The sequence below is a fragment of the Arthrobacter sp. J156 genome (genome assembly GCF_056172865.1).
The window spans coordinates 2544200-2565234 of record NZ_CM149650.1; the positions used below are offsets into that span (position 1 = coordinate 2544200).

Annotated in this window: 22 protein-coding genes; 11 read left to right on the forward strand and 11 right to left on the reverse strand. The window is 72.7% G+C overall.

What is annotated here, in order from left to right:
• Positions 1 to 23: 23 nt before the first annotated feature.
• Complete coding sequence (locus tag AC0QR5_RS11640) at positions 24 to 1319, forward strand: aminotransferase-like domain-containing protein (protein ID WP_430633314.1); 1296 nt, start codon at positions 24 to 26, stop codon at positions 1317 to 1319.
• Between the two features lie 216 nt (positions 1320 to 1535).
• Here the strand turns inward: AC0QR5_RS11640 and AC0QR5_RS11645 are convergent, their stop codons facing one another.
• Genes AC0QR5_RS11645 through AC0QR5_RS11655 form a run of 3 tightly spaced genes read right to left on the reverse strand, consistent with a single transcriptional unit; the run spans position 1536 to position 3081 of the window.
• Complete coding sequence (locus tag AC0QR5_RS11645; RefSeq protein WP_329861181.1) at positions 1536 to 1916, reverse strand: ribosomal maturation YjgA family protein; 381 nt, start codon at positions 1914 to 1916, stop codon at positions 1536 to 1538.
• A complete protein-coding gene (locus AC0QR5_RS11650) occupies positions 1913 to 2704 on the reverse strand; it encodes an NUDIX hydrolase (RefSeq protein WP_329861183.1) in 792 nt (263 codons plus the stop codon). Before AC0QR5_RS11650 ends, AC0QR5_RS11645 begins: the two co-directional genes overlap by 4 nt.
• On the reverse strand, positions 2701 to 3081 hold the full coding sequence (locus tag AC0QR5_RS11655) for a winged helix-turn-helix transcriptional regulator (protein WP_329861185.1): 381 nt from the start codon (positions 3079 to 3081) through the stop codon (positions 2701 to 2703). The genes AC0QR5_RS11650 and AC0QR5_RS11655 overlap by 4 nt, the downstream gene beginning before the upstream one ends.
• A gap of 131 nt (positions 3082 to 3212) precedes the next feature.
• Here AC0QR5_RS11655 and AC0QR5_RS11660 point away from each other — a divergent pair, with 131 nt between their 5' ends.
• Together AC0QR5_RS11660 and AC0QR5_RS11665 are read left to right on the forward strand one after the other, a co-directional pair.
• Positions 3213 to 3815, forward strand: a complete 603-nt coding sequence (locus tag AC0QR5_RS11660; protein WP_329861186.1) for an NAD(P)-dependent oxidoreductase — start codon at positions 3213 to 3215, stop codon at positions 3813 to 3815.
• A 93-nt stretch (positions 3816 to 3908) separates the two neighbouring features.
• On the forward strand, positions 3909 to 4523 hold the full coding sequence (locus AC0QR5_RS11665) for a flavin reductase family protein (protein WP_329861189.1): 615 nt from the start codon (positions 3909 to 3911) through the stop codon (positions 4521 to 4523).
• A 34-nt stretch (positions 4524 to 4557) separates the two neighbouring features.
• Here AC0QR5_RS11665 and idi read toward each other — a convergent pair whose 3' ends face one another.
• The 8 genes from idi to AC0QR5_RS11705 all read right to left on the reverse strand — a co-directional run bounded on the left by idi (position 4558) and on the right by AC0QR5_RS11705 (position 12581).
• Positions 4558 to 5103: an isopentenyl-diphosphate Delta-isomerase gene (gene idi, locus AC0QR5_RS11670; protein ID WP_329861191.1), complete on the reverse strand. Its 546-nt coding sequence runs from the start codon at positions 5101 to 5103 to the stop codon at positions 4558 to 4560.
• A gap of 67 nt (positions 5104 to 5170) precedes the next feature.
• Positions 5171 to 5998: a hypothetical protein gene (locus AC0QR5_RS11675; protein WP_329861192.1), complete on the reverse strand. Its 828-nt coding sequence runs from the start codon at positions 5996 to 5998 to the stop codon at positions 5171 to 5173.
• A 185-nt stretch (positions 5999 to 6183) separates the two neighbouring features.
• Positions 6184 to 6342: a hypothetical protein gene (locus tag AC0QR5_RS11680; protein ID WP_430633311.1), complete on the reverse strand. Its 159-nt coding sequence runs from the start codon at positions 6340 to 6342 to the stop codon at positions 6184 to 6186.
• Positions 6343 to 6606: 264 nt separating this feature from the next.
• Entirely contained in the window at positions 6607 to 7416 is an 810-nt protein-coding gene (locus AC0QR5_RS11685) for a Gmad2 immunoglobulin-like domain-containing protein (RefSeq protein WP_329861194.1), read from the reverse strand.
• Between the two features lie 204 nt (positions 7417 to 7620).
• Positions 7621 to 9099 (reverse strand): dihydrolipoamide acetyltransferase family protein, encoded by a 1479-nt coding sequence (locus AC0QR5_RS11690; protein WP_329861196.1) that lies wholly within the window; start codon positions 9097 to 9099, stop codon positions 7621 to 7623.
• Between the two features lie 22 nt (positions 9100 to 9121).
• Positions 9122 to 10096: an alpha-ketoacid dehydrogenase subunit beta gene (locus tag AC0QR5_RS11695; protein ID WP_329861197.1), complete on the reverse strand. Its 975-nt coding sequence runs from the start codon at positions 10094 to 10096 to the stop codon at positions 9122 to 9124.
• Positions 10093 to 11313, reverse strand: a complete 1221-nt coding sequence (gene pdhA, locus AC0QR5_RS11700) for a pyruvate dehydrogenase (acetyl-transferring) E1 component subunit alpha (protein ID WP_329861199.1) — start codon at positions 11311 to 11313, stop codon at positions 10093 to 10095. Before pdhA ends, AC0QR5_RS11695 begins: the two co-directional genes overlap by 4 nt.
• Positions 11314 to 11459: 146 nt before the next feature.
• Entirely contained in the window at positions 11460 to 12581 is a 1122-nt protein-coding gene (locus AC0QR5_RS11705) for a histidinol-phosphate transaminase (protein ID WP_329861201.1), read from the reverse strand.
• 167 nt (positions 12582 to 12748) lie between these two features.
• Here AC0QR5_RS11705 and AC0QR5_RS11710 point away from each other — a divergent pair, with 167 nt between their 5' ends.
• The 8 genes from AC0QR5_RS11710 to AC0QR5_RS11745 all read left to right on the forward strand — a co-directional run bounded on the left by AC0QR5_RS11710 (position 12749) and on the right by AC0QR5_RS11745 (position 20972).
• On the forward strand, positions 12749 to 14143 hold the full coding sequence (locus tag AC0QR5_RS11710) for an MFS transporter (protein ID WP_329861202.1): 1395 nt from the start codon (positions 12749 to 12751) through the stop codon (positions 14141 to 14143).
• Positions 14144 to 14145: 2 nt separating this feature from the next.
• Positions 14146 to 16359: a molybdopterin oxidoreductase family protein gene (locus AC0QR5_RS11715; protein ID WP_329861204.1), complete on the forward strand. Its 2214-nt coding sequence runs from the start codon at positions 14146 to 14148 to the stop codon at positions 16357 to 16359.
• Positions 16356 to 17867, forward strand: coding sequence for an FAD-dependent oxidoreductase (locus AC0QR5_RS11720; RefSeq protein WP_329861205.1), 1512 nt, complete (start codon positions 16356 to 16358; stop codon positions 17865 to 17867). Before AC0QR5_RS11715 ends, AC0QR5_RS11720 begins: the two co-directional genes overlap by 4 nt.
• 34 nt (positions 17868 to 17901) lie before the next feature.
• Positions 17902 to 18309 carry a phage holin family protein gene (locus tag AC0QR5_RS11725; protein WP_329861206.1) on the forward strand — a complete coding sequence of 136 codons (408 nt, stop codon included), beginning with the start codon at positions 17902 to 17904 and terminating at the stop codon, positions 18307 to 18309.
• Between the two features lie 18 nt (positions 18310 to 18327).
• Complete coding sequence (locus AC0QR5_RS11730) at positions 18328 to 19002, forward strand: MFS transporter (RefSeq protein ID WP_329861208.1); 675 nt, start codon at positions 18328 to 18330, stop codon at positions 19000 to 19002.
• Positions 19003 to 19077: 75 nt separating this feature from the next.
• The gene (locus AC0QR5_RS11735) at positions 19078 to 19584 is read left to right on the forward strand and encodes an MFS transporter (protein WP_475372471.1); all 507 of its coding nucleotides are present in this window, start codon (positions 19078 to 19080) and stop codon (positions 19582 to 19584) included.
• A gap of 249 nt (positions 19585 to 19833) precedes the next feature.
• Entirely contained in the window at positions 19834 to 20352 is a 519-nt protein-coding gene (locus AC0QR5_RS11740) for a helix-turn-helix domain-containing protein (RefSeq protein WP_329861209.1), read from the forward strand.
• Positions 20353 to 20399: 47 nt separating this feature from the next.
• On the forward strand, positions 20400 to 20972 hold the full coding sequence (locus AC0QR5_RS11745) for a PIN domain-containing protein (RefSeq protein ID WP_430970702.1): 573 nt from the start codon (positions 20400 to 20402) through the stop codon (positions 20970 to 20972).
• The last annotated feature ends 63 nt before the right edge of the window (positions 20973 to 21035 follow it).

The window sequence follows — 21035 nt, forward strand, 5'->3', positions numbered from 1 at the left end:
ACCTCCGTGGTTAGAATGTGTCCGTGACCACACCCCTGACCCCCTCCACCACGTCCGGCGAGCAGCTCGCGACCGAGGCCGATCTGGCCCTCGCCCGCGCGGGCGCCGCACACCGCCACGAATCGCTGTATTCGGAGCGCGCCGCCAACATCAAGCAGTCCGCGGTCCGGGACGTCTTCGAGATCTCGCTGCGCCCCGGCCTGGTCTCCCTGGCCGGCGGCAACCCGTTCCTGCAATCGCTGCCGCTCGAGAAGATCGGCGGGATGGCCTACCGGCTCGTCACCGAGCAGGGGCTGACGGCGCTGCAGTACGGCAGCGGGCAGGGCACCGACGAGCTGCGCCGCCAGATCTGCGAGGTCATGGCGGAGGAGGGCATCACCGACGCGTCCGCCGAGGACATCGTGGTGACCACGGGCTCGCAGTCCGCGCAGGACGTCGCGGTCAAGGTCTTCTGCAACCCGGGCGACGTGGTCCTCGTCGAGGACCCCACCTACGTCGGCGCGCTCAACGCCTTCGAGGCGCAGCAGGTCCGTGCGGAGCCGGTCGCCGTGGACGAGGACGGACTGGTCCCCGAGGAGCTCGAGCGGCGCATCGCCGAGCTCCGGGCCGAGGGCGCCTCGATCAAGCTGCTCTATACGATCCCCAGCTTCAACAACCCCTCCGGCATTACGCTGTCCGCCGAGCGCCGGCAGCGGATCGTGGACATCTGCCGCGAGGCCAACATCCTGGTCATGGAGGACAACCCCTACGGCCTGCTGAAGTTCGAGGGCGCCCCGCACCGCCCGCTGCGCGCCGACAACCCGGAAGACGTGCTCTACATGGGCTCGTTCTCCAAGATCCTGGCCCCGGGCCTGCGGATCGGCTGGGCACTCGTGCCGCGCCACCTGCACCGCCGTTTCTACCTCGCGAGCGAGGCCGTGACACTGTGCCCGCCGACGCTGAACCAGATGATCGTCAGCGCCTACCTCGACGGCCACGACTGGCGCGGGCAGATCGACGCGTACCGCGCCCTCTACGCGGAGCGCTGCGCGGCGATGCTCGCGGCGCTCGAGGAGTTCATGCCGGCGGGCGTCGAGTGGACGACGCCGGAGGGCGGCTTCTTCATCTGGGTCACCCTCCCGGAGGGCGTCGACACGTACCCCCTGCTGCATGAGGCGATCGAGGCGGGAGTGGTCTTCATTCCGGGGGCCGCGTTCTCGCCGGGCGACGCGCCGAGCAACAAGCTGCGGCTGGCCTTCAGTGCGGTCGCGGCGGACAAGATCCGCGAGGGTGTCCAGCGCCTCGCCCCGGTCCTGGCGAAGGCCGTCTCCAACGCCTGACACCCCGTCCCCAATTCCCCCCCCGTGCCCAGTTCACGTCTACTGGGCGAGACCATGGGGTCTACCCCGTGCTGTCGCTTCCGGTTGGTTGTCTCGCCGAGATGACGTGAACTGGGCGCGAGGGTGTGGAGTCAGTCGTGGTCGAGTCTCGGTGGGGCGGGCCGCGGTCAAGGCTGCGGAGTGCGTCGTGGTCGAGGCTGTGAGGCGGGTCCCGGTCTAGGGTGCGGGGCGGTCCGCGGCCGAGTCGGCCGTCCACGCCGCGGCGACGCCCACGGCGTACGCGGCCAGGTCCGCCAGGCCGAACGTCGTGCCGAGGACGAGCCGGGCCGGCGGCCACGCGCGGCCGAGCTCCGCCGGGAGGCCCGTGAGCTGGAACAGCTCGATGCCCGCGCACACGCCGACGGCCAGGAGCGCCACGAACGCCCGGGGCCGGCGCGGAAGCACGAACGCGACCAGGACGTAGACCAGGACCGCATACAAGGCGTCGCCCGCGGGCCCGGTCCACGCCCCCTCGCCGAGGCCCCGGACGCCCAGGCCGAGCGCGACCGTCAGCACCGCGGCCGCGGCCAGGGCGGGCCGGCGGCCGGGGCGCCTCACACGGTCCGCTCGTAGCGCCACGGCAGCCCGGTGACGTCCAGGCGGTGGCGCGCTCCGGCGGGACCGGCCGCCGCGGGCCGCCCCTCCCCGGCCTCGTCCACCCCGGCCTCGTCCACTCCGGTCAGGCCGGAATCGATCGGGCCGGATGCGGTCCGGCCTGATGCGGCGTGGTCCGCGCGGTCGTAGTCCTCGTCGCCATCCCAGAGCACAAGCCGTCGTCCGCCGGCCTCGAGCAGGCGGCTGGAATAGCGTTCGACGCCGGAGGCCCGCGCCGCCTCGAGCGCCGCGGCGGCGTCGGGGTGCCCGGCGAGACGGGTCAGGGTGACGAAGGTCGGCGGGACGAGCTGCATCCGCCCCGCCGCATGCTCCTCGAGGGCCCGCGCCGGCGTCAGCCAGCGGTATCCATGGTGCTCGGCGTCGTGGACCACCACGTCGCCCTCCGGGGCGGTGCCCACGAAGTACCAGGTCCGCACCTGCTTCGGCGCCGAGGCGGGCGGCATCCACACGGACAACGGCACGAGCTCCTCGGGATCTGGCCGCAAACCGGTCTCCTCCCACGCCTCGCGGGCGCCGGCCCGTCGCACCGCCCGCCCCAGCGCCTCCTCCGCCGACGCGCCCGGCCCGGCCCCGCCGTCGTCATCCTCCGGGTCCACGTGCCCGCCGGGGAACACCCAGGCGCCGGCGAAGGATCCCCGGTGGCGCAGCCGCTCCAACAGCAGCACCTCGGGACCGGCGGCGCCGTCCCGCAACAGGACGGTCGTGGCCGCATCAAGCCACGCGGCGCTCATGCGCCGACCCCGTGGAGGGAATCGTAGGCGTCCCGCGCGTCGAGGATGGACCCCGCGTTGGCTTCGGCCCACTCGCGCACGGCCTCGAGCGGGCCACGCAGGGTCCGCCCGAGGCCGGTCAGCTCGTATTCGACCCGCGGCGGGACCTCCGCGTGGACCTCGCGGCGTACCAATCCGTCACGCTCGAGGGCGCGCAGCGTCTGCGTCAGTACCTTGGGAGTGACCCCTCCGACGCGTTGCCGCACCACGGTGAAGCGCAGCGGGCCGTCCGCCAGGGCATGCAGCACAAGCGGCGTCCACTTGTCGCCGATCCGCTGCAGGACCACGCGGGAGGGGCAGTCGGGGATCATCACGTTGAACGCCGCCGGGGTATCCATGGGGTAACCATATGACGTTGAAGTGCCCGGTATCAAATAGATACCATTGCAGTCGTCGGGCCACGGAGCCCGCCACCGCGGGGAGAGGCCCGCGCAACAGGGGCGCACGCCCCACGGACGAAGGGATGCAGATGAGGATCGCAGTCTACGGAGCCACCGGAATGGTCGGCAGCCAGATCGTCGCCGAGGCGCTCGCCCGCGGCCACGAGGTCACCGCCGTGTCACGGAAGGGCCGGGCCGTCGAAGGCGCCGCGTCTGCCGCCGCGGAACTCGGCGACCTCGCCGCCTACCGGACGCTCGCCGCCCAGCACGACGCCGTGGTGTTCTCCGTCCCGCCGTCCCGCGAGGGCGGCGACCCGCAGGACTTCGTCGACGCCCACGAGGCCATCAGCGAGACCCTGGTCCCGGCCCGCGTGTTCGTCGTCGGCGGCGCCGGCGGGACCGTCGTGGACGGCGGCCTCCTGGTGGACCAGCCCGGCTTCCCCGCGGAGTACGAGTCCGAGGCGCGCGCCATGGTCGCCGTGCTCGAGAACTACAACTCGGCGTCCGGCCTGGACTGGACCATGCTCGCCCCCGCGCCCGTCATCGCCCCCGGCGAGCGCACGGGCCAGTACAAGCCCGGCGTGGATTCGCCGGTCGGCGAGCGCATCTCCACCCAGGACTTCGCCGTCGCCGTCCTCGACGAGCTCGAGGAGCCGAAGAACCGCCACCGCCGCTTCACGGTCGCGAACTAGGCTGCCGTTCGTCGGGCCGCACCCGCCGGGGTGCGGCCCGACGTCGTTGGATCTCCTGGCCGATCCGCCCGCCCAGTGTGCTTCGATGGAGGCATGCGCATCGACTACTCCGCCGCCGATCTCGATCCCGTGGCCGTCTACCGCCTGCTGACCGCGCTCGTCCTGCCCCGCCCGATCGCCTGGGTCTCCACGATCGACGGCGACGGCGTACCGAACCTGGCCCCGCACTCCTTCTTCACGGTCGCCTCCACCGATCCGGGGATCGTGCAGTTCACCGCCACCGCCCGCAAGGACACCCTGCGCAATGTCGAGGCCACGGGCGAGTTCGTGGTGAACCTGGCGCCGCGGAAGCTGCTGACCCAGGTCAACGCCACGGGCACGTCCTTCCCGCACGGCACGAGCGAGTTCGCGGAGGCCGTGGTCCGGCCCGAGGCCAGCCTCACCGTGGCCCCTCCACGCGTCGCCGATTCGCCGGCCGCGATCGAGTGCGGGCTCGAACGAGTGGTGGAGGTCGGCAACTCGTTCCTGGTGCTCGGGCTCGTGCGGCACATCGCCGTCGCCGAGGAGGCGCTCAACGAGAAGGGCCGGCCTGACGCCGCGAAGCTCGATCCCCTGGCCCGCCTCGGCGGGAACCAGTGGTCCGCGCTCGGCGAGGTGTTCGGCGTCGACCGCATCTCCCTGGCCGACTGGAACCAGGGCCGGCGCTGACGCCACCTCGGGCGCCACGCGCCCGGCGCCGGCCTCAGCCCGCGTAGAGCCCGAGCCCGCGGCGGGAGAACTCCTCGAGCTGCCACACCATCCACGGGCTGAACGCCCACGGCGCCGCTGCGGCCGCGGCCGCCAGGTCCCCCGGCCGCACCCAGCGGAACTCGGAGACCTCGCTCGGCCGCGGATCGGGGACGCCGGCCGCGCGGGCGGTGTAGACGGGGCAGAACTCGTTCTCGACGATCCCGGAGGCGTCCACGGCCCGGTAGCTGAACTCGGGCAGGGCCACGGCGAGGTCCTCGATCTCGAGGCCCAGCTCGAACCCGGCGCGCCGGTGCACGGCGTCCTCGACGGGCTCGCCCGGGCCGGGGTGGCCGCAGACGGAGTTCGTCCAGACGCCCGGCCAGGTCTTCTTATCGAGGGCCCGGCGGGTCACCAGGACGCGCCCGTCGGCGTCGAACACGTGGCACGAGAACGCCAGATGCAGGGGCGTGGCCTCCGTGTGCACGGTGGCCTTGGGGGCCGTCCCGATGGGCTCTTGGTACGCCCCGAGCAGCACCACTTCCTCGGTCTTCTGGGCCAATCGAACCACCTCGCCTCTCCACAGCGGAGCCTATCCGACGGGCCGGGCGGCGCGCGATTCGCGCGGGCTATCCGGTGTATTCGAGCGAGAGCATCATCTGGCGCAGCGCCCGGTAGCGCTCGGTCTTCATGAACTCCCGGGCCTGGTCGACGGTGACGGCCGTCGGGTCGATCCCGTTGAAGTCCAGGAACCCCTCGGCGCTCACGAAGTCCGGGTTGCGCTCGGTGCTGAAGCGGAATCCGGAGAGCGTCGGCCGGTCACCGCGCTGGTCGACCGTGTACTCGTCGGTGAGCATGAGCCGGGCGCGCTGGGAGTCCTCGACGTCGGCACCCTCGGGGAGGTCGTCCGGTTGCGTGATGTCCATGTGCTCGAACATCAGCACCGGGTCGCCGTCCGCGAAGCCGGGCAGGGGCGTGCGCTCGAGGTCGGTGTACTCGTAGGTGCCCATGTCGCCGTCGGTATCGGTCGCGGAGACCCCGGCGAACGTGGCGATCAGCTTGCCGCGGGCGTCGAACACGTCGTAGCTGGAGTACTCGTTCTCGACGTCGTAGGGGTGCCATTCGACGCTCCACTGGGCGGGGTACTTGAAGCTCAGGTCCCACTTGGACCAGGTCTTCCAGCCCTCCATGGAGATCCCGCCGGCGTCGGCGGAGGGCTCGGGGGCCGGCGTGGACTCCGTCGGGGCGCCCGGACCCGGCGAGGCGGAGCCGCTCGCGCTCGGGGGCGCCGAGGAGGACGCGGACGACGCCGGGGCGCCGCTTCCGTCGTCGTCCCCGGTTCCCGGGCCCTGGGACCCGCACGCGGTGAGCGCGAGCAGCCCGGCGAGCGCGGCGCCGGTCAGGGCGCGGCGGGGGCCGGGGCGGGCGGCGGGCGGGCTGACGGTGGTGCGGGACATGGCTTCCCCTCGGGTCGTACCGGCTCGAGGCCGGGTTTGTCCTTCAGCTGGTCTGTGTCCAGTCTGGGCACGCCCGGGGCCTTCTGCACATCACGAAGCCGTAACGATGGTTGTCCGCGGCAACCGTTTGATGTCACGGACGGCGCCTACGGCTGCGGGGCGAAGCCCACTGGGACGGACGCCGGTCACGACTCCTCGGTCGAGAAGTCGCACGTTACCGCTTCCCTGTACTTTCCGTGGCGGGCGGCCTCGACCTCCTCACTGCCCAGCGCTTCACGAGGGACCACGGCGATCTCGATCGTGGAACTCGCCTCCACCGTGCCGGCCTCGGAACACGCGGCCACGACGGTCCATCGCGAGGATCCGAACTGGCTATGGTCGTACGCCGGCTGCAGCCCGACCACGGCCGATAGCCCGCCCGTCAGCGCCCAGCTGGAGAATGCGCCACAACTCTTCTTCTGCCGAGGCTACGCCAGGATGATGCGTTCCCGCATCGGTTCCCGTCGAGCATTGCCGCGACCACGTCAGGCGTGATGAATCCAGCACATCCGTTTCGAGGCCTGGTCGATGAGATCAGCGTTGGAACACGTCGGCGCCGACACGGCGGCCTACGGCTGCGGGGCGAAGCCCACCGGGACGGCCGCCGCGACCCATACCGTGCCGTCCTTCGCGCTGCTCTGGAAGAACAGCAGGGCACCGGCCCCCGACTCGGGGTTGTCCCAGTCGATGCTCCCGCTGAACGGCCCGAGCTCGGGGCCCGCGCCGCCCATCACGATCCCGGTCCCGAGAGGTTCGGAGGATCCGTGGGCGCGGACGGCGACCTCGACGACGGCCTCGAAGGCGCGGGACTGCCCGGACACGGCCACCGGGGCGTTGATCTGCGCACCCGGTTCCGGGACCTCGACCTGGATCTCGCTGCTCGTGGCGCCGATTGCGTACCAGTTCCCGTCGGAGAGCTCGCGCAGCAGCACGGTGGTGACGGCGCCGTCGGCAACGGCCGTGACCTCCAGCTCGCCCGAGCGCGAGTCGCCTTGCTGGAACTCGCCGTAGAGCGGGTCCGTGAAGCCGGCGAAGTCCTCCGCGAAGCCCGCGGCCGCGTCCTCGGGGGTGTCGTAGCGCAGGGTACCGGCCGGATCGGGCCACACCACCTGGGCGGCCTCCTCCGCGGGGAGCCCCGGGGTCGTCGGCGCGCTCGTGGGGGCCGGCATGGTCGTGGGCGGCGGCGAGGTGGTTCCCGGCGCCTGCGTGTCCGTCGGGCTCGCGGCGGGGGACGAGGTGCCGGGGGCGCCGGCCCCGGGACCGGAAGCCTGCTGCATCAGCAGGACCACCACCCACACCAGGGCGGCCACGAGGGCCACCGCGAGGACGGCGACGAGGGCTTTCCGGCTGCGGCCGGATGGTGCTGGGTTCTCGCTCATGGCGGCACCGTAGCACCGGCCGATGCGCCGCCTCGAGAACGGTGCGGCGGCGAATCGGTGACGTTTGGGGCGTCAGCTCACGAGACGTCCCCTCCAGTCGGCGTCGTGCCCCCGATCCCCCGACGCCCCTCCGCGGTGTCGGGGAAGATGCAGGATCGCCGCACGTATTCCAGCGCTTTCCCCGACACCGCCGGAGGGCCGCGGCTAATCCAGCAGGAGCGCCGGTTCCTCCATGATCGCGGCGACGTCCGCCATGAACCGGGCCGAGAGGTCCCCGTCCACGACGCGGTGGTCGAACGATCCGCCGAGCGTGGTGATCCAGCGCGGGATGACCTCGCCGGAGACCACCCAGGGCTTCTGCCGGATGGTGCCGAACGCGACGATCGCGACCTCGCCCGGGTTGATGATGGGCGTGCCGATGTCGATCCCGAGCGCCCCGATGTTGGTGATGGACAGCGTCCCGTGCTGCATGTCCGCGGGCTGGGTCTTGCCCGCGCGGGCTGTCGTGGCGAGCCCGTTGAGCGCCACGGCCAGCTCCTTGAGGCTCAGGTCCTGCGCATCCTTGATGTTGGGCACGAGCAGGCCGCGCGGGGTGGCGGCCGCGATGCCGAGGTTCATGAAGTGCTTGACCTGGATCTCCGCGGTGCCGTCCGGGAGGTCGACCCAGCTCGCGTTGACGCTGGGGTTGCGGGCCGCGGCCCAGATGACGGCCTTGGCGAGGATCAGCAGCGGGGAGACCCGAATGCCCTCGAAGTCACGGGACTTCTTCAGCCGCTGCACGAACTCCATGGTCCGCGACGCGTCGACGTCCACGAAGATGCTCACGTGCGGGGCGCTGAAGGCGGACTCCACCATGGCCTTCGCGGTCGCCTTGCGCACGCCCTTGACGGGAATCCGCTCGATCCGCCCGTCGAGCCCCGGCCCGGGCGTCCAGAACGTGGGCGCGGCGGCCTGCTCGGCCTCGCGCTGGGCCTGGTAGGAGCGCAGGTCCTCCCGCGTGACCTCGCCCCGGCCGCCGGTCCCGGGGACCTTGGAGAGGTCGATGCCGAGTTCCTTGGCGATCTTGCGCACGGGCGGCTTCGCGAGGACGCGGCCGATGAACGCGCCGACGTCGGGCCGCGGCAGCTGCGGGCGGGAGGGGGAAGCCGGAGGGGACGACGCCGGGGCCCGGCTCGCGGGGGCCGCTGCGGCGGCGGGGGTGGGGGCCGGAGTGGAAGCCGGGGCGGCGACGGCGGACGACGGCGCCGGCCGGCTCGTGCGCGCGCGGCGGCGGACCGGATCGGCCTTGGGCCCGGACCCCACGAGCGGGCCGGGCAGCCCGGATTCGCCGAGCACTCCGGGAACGTCCTCGGGACCCGCTTCGGGAACCGCCTCGGCCGGGGCCTCCGTCGCCCCGGCGCCAGGCTGGGAGCCGGCGTCCGGCTGGGAGGGCGCGTCCGGCGTCGTGCCCGCCTCCTGGACGGAGAACAGGGGCGCGCCGACCTCGAGGGTCTGCCCCTCGGAGGCGTGCAGCTCGGTGACGGTCCCCGCGAAGGGGCTCGGGAGCTCGACGAGCGACTTGGCGGTCTCGATCTCGACGAAGACCTGGTTGACCTCGACGGCGTCGCCGGGCCGGACCTTCCAGGAGACGATGTCCGCCTCGGTCAGGCCCTCGCCGACGTCGGGAAGATTGAAGGTGCTCACGGTGCCTCCTGGGCGGGCTCGGCTAGTAGGCGAAGGAACGGTCGAGGGCTTCGAGCAGCTTGTCGATGTCCGGCAGGTACTGCTCCTCCACCTTCGCGACGGGGTAGGGCATGTGGAATCCGCCGACCCGGATGACCGGGGCCTCGAGGGAGAGGAACGCGCGCTCGGAGACGCGGGCCGCGATCTCGCCGCCGATGCCGCCGAACGTCGGGGCCTCGTGGGTGACGATCAGCCGGCCGGTCTTGAGCACCGAGGCGGTGACGGTGTCGAAGTCGATCGGGCTGATCGAGCGCAGGTCGACGACCTCGATGCTGCGCCCGTCCTCCACGGCGGCCTCGGCGGCCGCGAGCGCCACGGGGACCAGCGGGCCGTAGGCGACGATCGTGGCGTCGGTGCCCTCGCGGACCACTTGGGCGGTGAACGGGTCCGGCGCCGGATTCTCCGTGTCCACCTCGCCCTTGAGCCAGTAGCGGCGCTTGGGCTCGAACACGATCACCGGGTCCGGGCACGCCGCGGCCTGCTGGATCATCCAGTAGGCGTCGTTCGCGGTCGAGGGCGTGATGATGCGCAGGCCGGCCGTGTGGGCGAAGAGCGCCTCCGGGGACTCCGAGTGGTGCTCGATCGAGCCGATGCCGCCGCCGTACGGGATCCGGATGACCACGGGTACGGTGAGCCGGCCCTCGGAGCGGGCATGCATCTTGGCCAGCTGGGTCGTGATCTGGTTGAAGGCGGGGAAGACGAAGCCGTCGAACTGGATCTCCGCGATCGGCGTGTAGCCGCGCAGGGCCAGGCCGATGCTCGTGCCGACGATCCCGGACTCGGCGAGCGGGGAGTCGACGACGCGGTCAGTGCCGAACTCGTCGATGAGCCCCTCGGTGATCCGGTAGACGCCGCCGAGCCGGCCGATGTCCTCGCCCATCAGCAGCGACTTCGGGTTCTCCGCAAGGACGCGGCGCAGCCCCGCGGTGAGGGCCTTGGCGATGGTCATGGTGGTCATCGGGCGTCCTCCCCCGCGTCGGCGAATCCGGACTCGTACTCGCGGTGCCAGGCCAGCTCCTCCTGGATGAGGGGGTGGGCCTGGGCGTAGACGTTGCCGAACGCGTCCTCGAGCGAGGGGGCCGGGAAGGCCAGCGCCTCGCGGCGCACGCGGGCCGCCATCTCGTCGCCCGCCGCGGCCGTCTCCTCGAAGAACGCGTCGTCGGCCTGGCCGGAGGCGCGCAGGTGGCGCTCGAGCCGGGTCAGGGGGTCCTTGGCCGCCCACGGCTCCTCGTCCGTGCTGAGCCGGTACTTCGTCGGGTCGTCCGCCGTGGTGTGGGCGCTCATGCGGTAGGTCTGCGCCTCGATGAGCACGGGGCCCTCCCCGCGGCGGGCGCGCTCGAGCGCCCAGCGGGTCACGGCCAGGACCGCGAGGACGTCGTTGCCGTCGACGCGCACGCCCGGGATGCCGTAGCCCGCGGCCCGACGGGCGAGCGGGACCTTGGACTGGACGCTGAAGGGCACCGAGATGGCCCACTGGTTGTTCTGGCAGAAGAAGACCACCGGGGCGTTGAAGCTCGCGGCGAAGACCATGGACTCGTGGGCGTCGCCCTCCGAGGAGGACCCGTCGCCGAAGTAGGCGACGACGGCGGTGCCGTCCTCCTCGAGCCGGGCGCGGTCCCAGCCGGCCTGGTCCCGCGTCACGCCCATCGCGTAGCCGGTGGCGTGCGGCAGCTGGGCCGCGAGCACCATCGTGTACATGTGGAAGTTGTTCTCCCGCGGGTCCCAGCCGCCGTTGGAGATGCCGCGGAAGATCCGCAGCATCTGCGGGAAGTCGACGTCGCGGGTCAGGGCCACGCCGTGCTCGCGGTAGGTCGGGAAGATGTAGTCGTTCGGCCGGGTCGCGCGGCCCGATCCGATCTGGGCGGCCTCCTGGCCGCGCAGCGGGACCCAGAGGGCGAGCTGGCCCTGGCGCTGCAGCGCCGTGGCCTCGGCGTCGAAGCGGCGGGTCAGCGCCATGTCGCGGTAGAAGCCGCGCAGCATCGCCGCGTCGACGTCCCCGACATAGGCCGAGTAGACCGGGTCCGCGCCGAGCGTGCCGTCCGGCGCGAGCAGCTGGACCAGGTCGGCGTCGATATCCACGCCCACGCCTTCGCCCGCGTCCGAGCGGCCGTCCTGCGCGCGCGCGGACGAGCCGTCCACCCTGTCCACGGCCGCTCCCCGTGCGTTGCCTGCCATGCGCCCAACCCTTCGTTCGCCCGTGCCGTTCGGCTCCCCCGCCCAGAAATATGCCTCCTGCGGAATGCATTCCGCGGGAGGCATATAACGGAAGTGCTCCTCCAACCCTAACGGCGACGCGGCGCCCGGCCGCGTTCTGTTACCGGCTAGGAAAGGCGTGGCGCTTTTGGATACTTGCTACAAAGCTCGAGAAAGCGCGTATTGCCCTCGGCCTCGCCGATGCTCACGCGGACGCCCTCCTCGCCGAAGGCCCGCACCGAGAGCGCCTGCTCCCCCGCGAGCCGGGAGAACTCCGGGGTATCGGCGCCGAGGCCGAGCCAGACGAAGTTGCCCTGCGCGTCGGGGACCTCCCAGCCGAGCGCCCGCAGGCCCTCCACCACGCGGTCCCGCTCGTCGACGAGGGTTTGTACCCTTTCCACAACCTGCTCGATGTTCTCAACCGAGGCGGAGGCCGCCTCTTCGGCGAGGGAGGACACGGCGAACGGCGTCGCCATGACGCGCAGGTACTGGGTGATGTGCGGCTGGGACACGGAGTAGCCCACGCGCAGGTTCGCCAGTCCGTGGGCCTTGGAGAAGGTCCGCAGCACAACGACGTTCGGGTGCTTCCGGTACATCTCGATCCCGTCGACGGCGTCGTCGAGGCGAACGAACTCGGTGTAGGCCTCGTCGATGACCACCAGGACGTTGGCGGGGACCTTCGCGAGGAAGCCCTCCACCTCGGCCGTCGTGAGCGCCGGACCCGTCGGGTTGTTCGGCGTGCACAGCAGCACCACGGAGGTGCGGTCGTTCACGGCGGCCGCCATTGCGTCGAGGTCGTGCCGGCCGTCCGCGAGCACGGGGACCTGGACCGAGCGGGCCCCGGCGGTGCCGACGCAGATCGGGTAGGCCTCGAACGAGCGCCAGGCGTAGACGACCTCGTCCGGCACGCCGTCGTCGTTCTGGCCCGCGAAGGTCTGCAGGATCTGGTTCAGCGCGCCGAGGCTCCCGGCGCCGGTGACGATGTCCTCCGCGGGGACGGAGAGGAAGCCCGCCAACGCGTTCCGCAGCTTCGTCGCCAGCGGATCGGGGTAGCGGTTGTAGTCGACTCCGCGCTCGATGGCCGCGAGCACGCCGGGGACCGGCGGCAGCGGGTTCTCGTTGGAGGAGAGCTTGAACGGGGTGAGGCCCTCGACGGCGGCCGGAGGTTTTCCGGCAGCGTACTTCGGGAGCCTGTCAAGGACGGGGCGTGGCTGCACCTCGTTGGGCAGCACGGTGTTCTCGTGGGTCATGCCTCAAGCGTAGCCGGAGCCCGCCACCGCGCGCCCCGGACCTCACGCGGACCCCGGCGCCCGGTGAGCGACGGTTTCGCAAACCGCAACACACGGAAACACGCCCCGAAACCTGCGCTTGGGATCGTGGAGGCAACACCACGCACCACCGGGCCCCAGGAGGCACCATGAGCACCGTCAACGAACTGCGCACCGGCACCGCGCCCGCCCTCGCGGTGCGCCCCGGCCGCTGGGTGGACAACTGGGACGCCGAGAACCCCCACTTCTGGGAGGGCGTCGGCCGGGCCACGGCCCGCGTGAACCTGAAGTGGTCCATCTTCTGCGAGTTCCTCGGGTTCGTCGTCTGGCAGCTGTGGTCGATCGTGGCCATCTACCTTCCGGCCGCCGGGTTCGACCTCACCACGGGCCAGCTGTTCTGGCTCATCTCCATGCCGAGCCTCGTCGGCGCCACCCTGCGCGTCCCGTACACCTTCATGGTGGCCAAGGTCGGCGGGCGGAACTGGACGATCGTCTCGGCGCTGCTGCTGCTCATCCCCGCGGGCGGGCTCGCCCTCGCCGTCTCCAACCCGGCCACGCCCTTCTGGGTCCTGCTGCTCCTGGCCGGCACCGCGGGCTTCGGCGGCGGCAACTTCGCCAGCTCGATGGCCAACATCACCTACTTCTACCCGGCCCGGGAAAAGGGCTGGGCGCTGGGACTGAACGCCGCGGGCGGCAACCTGGGCGCCGCCGTCGCACAGCTCGTCGTCCCCATCGCCGTGACCGCGTTCGCGGCCGGCGCCCTGAACCTGCCGCTCGCGGGGCTCGTCTGGATCCCGCTGATCCTGTGGGCCGCGTGGGGCGCCCGGAAGCACATGCACAACCTCTCCCACGCCAAGGGCGACGTCTCCGGCGCGCTCGCGGCGCTGCGCGAACCGCACTTGTGGATCATCTCCCTGCTCTACATCGGCACGTTCGGCTCCTTCATCGGCTTCTCCGCGGTGTTCCCCAAGCTCATCAAGGACACCTTCCCCGAGTTCTCGACGTTCGCCGTCCTCGGCGCCTCGCTCTCGCTCGCATTCCTCGGCCCCCTCGTCGGCTCCCTCGCCCGGCCCCTCGGCGGCCGCCTCGCGGACCGGATCGGCGGAGCCCGCGTCACCGTGGCCGCGTTCGCGGTCATGGCCGCGATCACCACGGCCGTCATCCTCACCCTGCCGTCGGGGAGCTTCTGGGTGTTCCTGGGCCTGTTCATCCTCCTGTTCACCGCGAGCGGGATCGGCAACGGCTCGACCTACCGCATGATCCCCACGGTGTTCTCGCTGCGCTCGCTGGACCTGCTGCCGGGCGGCGGGGACCCGGGGACGATCACCCCGGAGCGCAAGGCCTCCGCGGCCCTCGGGCTCATCTCGGCGATCGGCGCGTACGGCGGCTTCCTCATCCCGCAGGCCCTCGGCGCCTCGGCGGGCGCGACGGGCGGTTACGCCGCGGCGTTCACGGGCTTCGTCGCCGCCTACCTGCTGATGCTCGCGGTGACCTGGTTCTGCTACCTGCGCCCCGGCACCGCGTTCGCCCGGCAGGGGGTCTGAGCATGCCGGCCGCGGGGACCGCGAGCCACTGCCCGTACTGCGCCCTGCAGTGCGCGATGACGCTGACGCCCGGGGGGCCGGCGGCCGGGAGGACGACGCCGGACGCCGGCCCCGCGGGCGCGCTCGGCATCGAGGGGCGCGAGTTCCCGACCAACGGCGGAGCGCTGTGCCGCAAGGGCTTCTCCGCCGCGGAGCTCCTGGACCATCCGGAGCGGATCACCGCCCCGCTCGTGCGCGGCGCCGACGGAGACCTTGCCCCTGCCCCCTGGGACGAGGTGCTCGACCTCGTCGCGGACCGCGCCCGCTCGATCCGGGCCCGGCACGGGGCAGACGCGGTGGCCGTGTTCGGTTCCGGCGGGCTCACCAACGAGAAGGCCTACCAGCTGGGCAAGTTCGCCCGCCTGGCGCTGGGCACCTCGCGGATCGACTACAACGGCCGCTTCTGCATGTCCTCCGCGGCGGCCGCCGGGAACCGCGCGTTCGGCCTGGACCGCGGACTCCCGTTCCCGCTCGCGGACCTCGGCGGCGCGGGGACCATCCTGATGCTCGGCTCCAACGTCGCGGACACCATGCCGCCGTTCGTCCGCCACCTCGAGGGGGCCCGGGACGCCGGCGGCCTGATCGTCGTGGATCCGCGCCGCTCGGCCACGGCGCGGCTCACGGCCGAGGGCGGCGGCCTGCACCTGCAGCCGACCCCCGGCACGGACCTCGCGCTACTGCTCGGCATCAGCCACGTCGTCGCCGCCGACGGATTCGCCGACGAGGCGTACCTCGACGCCCGCACGCAGGGCCGCGACGCCGTGGCCCGCTCGCTCGCGGCGTGGTGGCCCGAACGCGTCCAGTCCGTCACGGGCGTCCCGGCCGCGCTCATCCGGGAGGCCGCGCACCGCCTCGGCGCCGCCGCCCGCGCGGCCCGCGCCGGGGGGCCCCGCGTCTACGTCCTCACCGGGCGCGGCGTGGAGCAGCACGCCAACGGCACGGACACGACGACGGCGGCGATCAACCTCGCGCTGCTGCTGGGCCTGCCGGGTACGACGGCGGGCGGCTACGGCACGCTCACGGGGCAGGGCAACGGCCAGGGCGGGCGCGAGCACGGGCAGAAATCGGACCAGCTGCCCGGATACCGCAAGATCACCGATCCGGCCCACCGCGCGCACGTCGCCGAGGCCTGGGGCGTGGACGAGTCGCTCATCCCCGGACCCGGCGTCCCGGCGACGGAGCTCCTGCACACCCTCGGGATGCCCGGGGGCGCGAGGATGCTGTTCGTCCACGGCGCCAACGTGGCGGTCTCCGCTCCCGACGCCGCCCGCGTCGTCGACGGCCTGCGCGCCCTGGACTTCCTCGTCGTCGCCGACTTCTTCCTCTCCGAGACGGCGGCGGAGGCCGACGTCGTGCTGCCCGTGCTGCAGTGGGCGGAGGAGGAGGGCACCATGACCAACCTCGAGGGGCGCGTGCTGCGCCGCCGCCGCGCCGCCGAGCCCCCGGCGGGGGCCCGGTCCGAGCTGTGGATCCTGGCCGAGCTCGCCCGGCGGCTCGACGCCCCGGGCCGCTACCCCGTGGACCCGCGGGAGGTCTTCGCCGAGCTGCGCCGGGCCTCGCGCGGCGGGCTGGCCGACTACTCGGGGATCGACTACGCGGACCTCGACGCCGGCGCCGAACGCTACTGGCCCTGCCCGGCCGGCGCCGAGCCGGCCGGCACGCCCCGCCTCTTCCTCGACCGCTTCGCCCACCCCGACGGCCGCGCCCGCCTCGTCGCGGTGAAACCCGGCCCCGTGCCCGCCGGCGACGCGGGCGGGCAGCGCGGGCCCCGGCGTCGTGCTCCCGGGTCCGGAACCGGCGCGCGGGGCCACGTCCTGACCCTGCTCACCGGGCGTCTGCTCGAGCACTACCAGTCGGGGACGCAGACGCGCCGCGTGGCGGGGCTCGCAGCGGCGCAGCCCGAGGCGCGGGCGGAGCTGAACCCGGCCACGGCCGCGGCCTGCGGGGTCTCCGACGGCGACTCCGTGGCCCTCGAGAACGCCCAGGGCCGCATCGTGGTCCGGGCCGTGCTGAGCCCGGACCTGCGGCCGGATTCGGTGTTCGTGCCGTTCCACTTCCCCGGCACCGGCAGCGCGAACCTGCTCACGACCACGGCGACCGACCCGCACAGCTTCATGCCGGCGTTCAAGAACAGCCGCGTCACGCTGACCCCGCTCGGGGCGGAGGTGGCGCCGTGACGGCGGCCGAGCACGTCGTGGTGATCGGCTTCGGCCCCGTCGCGGCACGGCTCGTCGAGGAACTGCTGCCCCGCGTCGAGGCCGGCACGCTCCGCCTGACCGTGCTCGGCGCCGAGCCGCACGCCGCGTACAACCGCGTGCTCGTCGCGGAGGTCGGCACGGGGCGGGCGACGGCCGGGCGGATCTCGCTCGCGGACGCCGGCGAGCTCACGGCGGCCGGGGTCGATGTGCGCCTCGGCACCGCGGTGCGCCGCGTGGACCGGTCCCGCCGCCTCGTGCTGCTGGAGGACGGCGGGGCCGTCGCGTACGACCGCCTGGTGTTCGCGACCGGCGCCCGGCCCGTCGTGCCGACGCTGCGCGGGCTGGACTTCACGCCGCACGTCGAGCCGCGGCTCCCGGGCGGCGTCGTGGCGCTGCGGGACCTGGACGACGCCGGGGCCCTGCTCCCGGTGGTCCGTTCCGGCGGGCGCGTGGTGATCCTCGGCGGCGGGATCCTGGGCGTCGAGGCGGCCCTCGCCGTGCAGGAACAGGGCGGGCAGGCGGTGCTCGTGCACCACGGGGGCCACCCACTGTCCCGCGCGCTGGACGACGACGCCGGGCGGCTCCTGGGTTCGCTCCTGTGCGCCGCGGGCGTCGAGGTGGTGCTGCGGGCCAAGGCGGTGGCCGTCCGCCACGGCGCCGGGTTCGAGGGGCTCGAGCTGGACGACGGCACGGTGGTTGCCGGGGACCTCCTCGTGCTGTCCGTGGGCGTGCGGGCCCGTGGCGAGCTCGCCGAGGGCTGCGGGCTCGTGGTGGAGCGCGGCATCCGCGTGGACCGGAACCTGCGGGCGGACACGGAGGACCGCGTATTCGCGATCGGCGACTGCGCCGCCGTCGAGGGGCGCGGGCCCTCGGGCCTGATCGGGCCGGGGTGGACGCAGGCCGCCTGGCTCGCCGGGTACCTTGCCGCGCGGCCCCTGGACGCCGCGCCGCCGGCGGGCGGGCCGGAGCCGGCCGACGACGGGCTCGCGCCGCTGCCCCCGGAGCCGGCCGCGGTGCTGTTGCTCAAGGCCCGCGGGATCGACCTGTCCACGGGCGGGGATCCGACGCCGGGGCCGTGGCACGAGGGACCGGAACGGGTGGCGGTGTGGGCCGATCCGCGCGCGGGGCGGTACTGCAAGATGGTGACGCGCGACGGGGTCCTCACGGGCTTCACGGCGATCGGGATGCCGCGCACGGCCGCCGAGCTCGTGCTGCTCTACGAGCGCGGGACGGAACTTCCGGCGGACCGCAGCACCCTGTTCCGCCTCGACGACGCCGGGGCGCCGGCGGCCGCCCGGCCGGCCGGTCCCGGGGACGTGCTGTGCCGGTGCAGCGGGGCGACCCACGGCGAGGTCGCCGCGGCGCTCGACGCCGGTTGCGCCACGGTCGAGGAGGTCGGCTCCTCCTGCCGGGCCGGCACGGGGTGCGGCGGCTGCAAGGAGCAGATCGAGGCGATGCTCCGGGCCGCGGCGCCCCTGCCCGCCTGACGCCGGAGGGTCCGTGCTGTGTGAGGATGGGGGCATGCTGAGTTTCGTCGTCCGCGTCATCGTCAACGCCCTGGCCCTCGCCGCCGCGGCCTGGATCCTGCCCGGCATCACCGTCGGCTCGGAGGCCGCCACGCGGGCGACGGGCAACGAAACGGCCGGCGTCGTGCTCTCCTACCTGTTCGTGGGCCTCGTCTTCGGGCTCGTGAACGCGGTGGTGCGGCCGGTCATCGGCTTCCTCTCGCTGCCCATCACGTGCCTGACCCTGGGCCTGTTCGCGATCATCCTCAATGCCGCCATGCTGATGCTGACGTCGTGGATCACCGGCTACACGCCGATCGGCTTCCACGTCGAGACGTTCTTCTGGGACGCCGTGCTCGGCTCCATCATCATCAGCGTGGTCTCCGCGGTCATCGGCTGGGTCCTGCCCGGCCGCCGCGACTAGACGCGGACCGGGACCACCGTGGACCGCAGGCCGGCGCGGCGGACGGCCGGACCCGGACTGCTCGCCGTCCTGCTCGGCGCCGTGGGCATCGGCCCGCTCCTGACGTACGGGCTGAGCGCCACGAGCGACCTGGTCATCGCCGACCTCGGCATCAGCGCCGCGCAGTTCGGCCTGCTGGCGACGGCCTGCTTCGCGTGCGCAGCAGTCGGCAACGCGGCCCTGGGCCGACTCGCGGACCGGCATTCCGACCGCGTCCTGATGACCGCCGTCTTCGTCCTGGCCGGGCTGGCCCTGGCGCTCGCCGCCGTCCCCGGCGGCTACTGGCTGCTCCTGGCCGCCACCGGGCTCTCGGGCGTCGCGCAGTCCTTCCCCAACGGCGTCACCAACCGGATCCTGCTCCAACGCGTCCCGGCCGGGCAGCGGATCGGCTGGACGGGGATCAAGCAGTCGGGAGTGCAGGCCAGCCAGCTCGTGGCGAGCCTGGCGTTCCCGGCCCTCGCGGTGTGGATCGGCTGGCGCGGCGCCTCCCTGCTCGGCGCGGTACTCGCCGGCGTCCTCCTGCTCCTGACGCTCCGTGCCCTCGCGGCGGTCCCGCCACTCGCCCTCGACGCCGGCCGCGCGGGCCCGTCCGTCACGCCGGCACCGGCCACGGGCACGACGCCGACCCGTCCCCCGGGCGGCCCGGTACCGTAACGGGAGCAGCACTTCATCATCGCCGCGCTGACCGCCTTCGGCTTCCTCAACGGCCTGGGCGTCCAGGCCACCAATGTGTACCTGCCGCTGTTCGCGGTCCGTGAGCTGGGATTCAGCCTGGTCCTCGGCGGTGCCGCCGCGGCGGCAGCGGGCGCGATCGGCGTGGCGGCGCGCGTGGGCTGGGGACGGGTCATGTCCCGCGGGACGGCCGCCCCGGTCCTCCTGTTGGCCCTGGCGCTCCTGGCGCTGGCCGGGGCGGGCGTCTTCTTCGCCGCCGGCGCCATCGGCATGGCCGGCTTCCTGTGGCTCGCGGTGGCACTGCACGGCGCCTCGGCCCTCGGTGTCTCCGTGGTCCTCATGGCCGCCCTGCTGCGCAGCGTCCCGGCGACGTCGATGGCCTCGGCGAGCGGGATCGTCTCCTCCGGCATGTTCGCGGGCTTCACGCTGGGACCCCTCGTCATGGGTGCGTTCATCGGCGCGACGGGCGGATTCCAGGGCGGATGGGTCGCCGTCGCCGCCACCTATCTGGCATGCGCCGTGCTGGCCGCGTTCCTGATGGCGCGACGGAAGCGGAAGCCGTAGGCCGCGTTGCCCCATCAATCCAGCCTCACAGAACGCCTCAAGCTGACGGTCCTTCTGCATGGTTCTCCGCCCAGCAGGAGACTGCCGTGGCGCCCTTTGGGGCATGCCCCGCTGATGGACGCGCACCGCAGATCATGTCTGGGTATCCGACCGGCCTTCCCGTCCCACTGGACTCGGCCATTCGCCGCGGCTACGATCGAAGAAACGAAAGAAACGAAAGGCCATCGATCGTGATGGGTGAGGGACTCCATGCGTACCAGCGCCGCCAGTAAGGAAACGTTCTTCGCGCCCGAGGCACCGGACACCGGGGAACTCTACGACTTCATCGAGGCCCACACGGCCAAGACGGGATTCCGGCCGGAACCGCGCTTTTTCCTCTCCGGTTCGGAGACCGGGGACCAGGTGGAGATCCCCCACGAGGTCTATCAGGTTCTCGTCAAGGCCGTCGAGGCCATGCGCAAGGGGCTCGCCGTCACTCTCACCCCGAGCTCCCTGACGCTCACGACTCAACAGGCAGCCGAACTCCTGGGCGTCACGCGGCCCACAGTCGTCAGGCTCCTGGACGAGGGCCGGATTCCCTTCGAGAAGCCAGGCACGCACCGCAGGGTCCGGCTCGAGGACGTTCTCGCCTACCAGGAGTCCCGCAAGGAAGAGCAGTACGCGGCCCTTGCCTCTCTGGGCGCCGTGGACGACGAGGACCCCCAGACCACGGCCAACAGGATGAAGGAGGCCCGCCGCGAGGCCGCGCGCCGCCGCAGGACCGCGTGACGGTGACACGATAGGGACGAATGTTCACCGCGCTCTTGGACAGCTGCGTGCTTTGGCCCAGCACGCAACGGGACTTCCTCCTTTCCCTGGCCTTCGAGGGAGCGTACCGTTTCGTCTTCAGCGAGGCGATCCTCAACGAGGTCGAAGTCAATGAGGAGATCAAGCGTCTCGAACGCGGAGACCGCCCTGAGGACGCCCAAGCCAAGGCCCACCACCTGGCTACCCGAATGCGCACCGTCTTCGACGACTCGATCGTCCGTGACTGGGAAGGCCTGGAGGGAAGCTATGGCCTTCCGGACCCCGATGACGAACACGTGTTGGCCGCAGCGGTCGTCGCGGGCGCCGGAAGCATCGTCACGGACAACCTGCGCGACTTCCCTCCCGAAATGGTGCCGGCCGGGATCCAGATCGTCAGCGCACGGGACTTCGCCTACGAAACCGTGAGCATGAGCCCCGATCTGGGCCTGGCTGCGGTCCAAGCCATGTCCCGACGGACGGGACGCCACCATCCGGCCCTCGCCGTCTCCGAGATTCTGGCCACCCTCGACAAGCTCTACGGAATGAACGACACGACCGAGATCATCCGCGACCTTCTCCACCCGACGACGGCCCCCGGTTGACCGCGCGGCGCTGACTTGCTGCATGCGCCGCGAGATGGCCGCCATGAAGGCGCCGAATCGCAT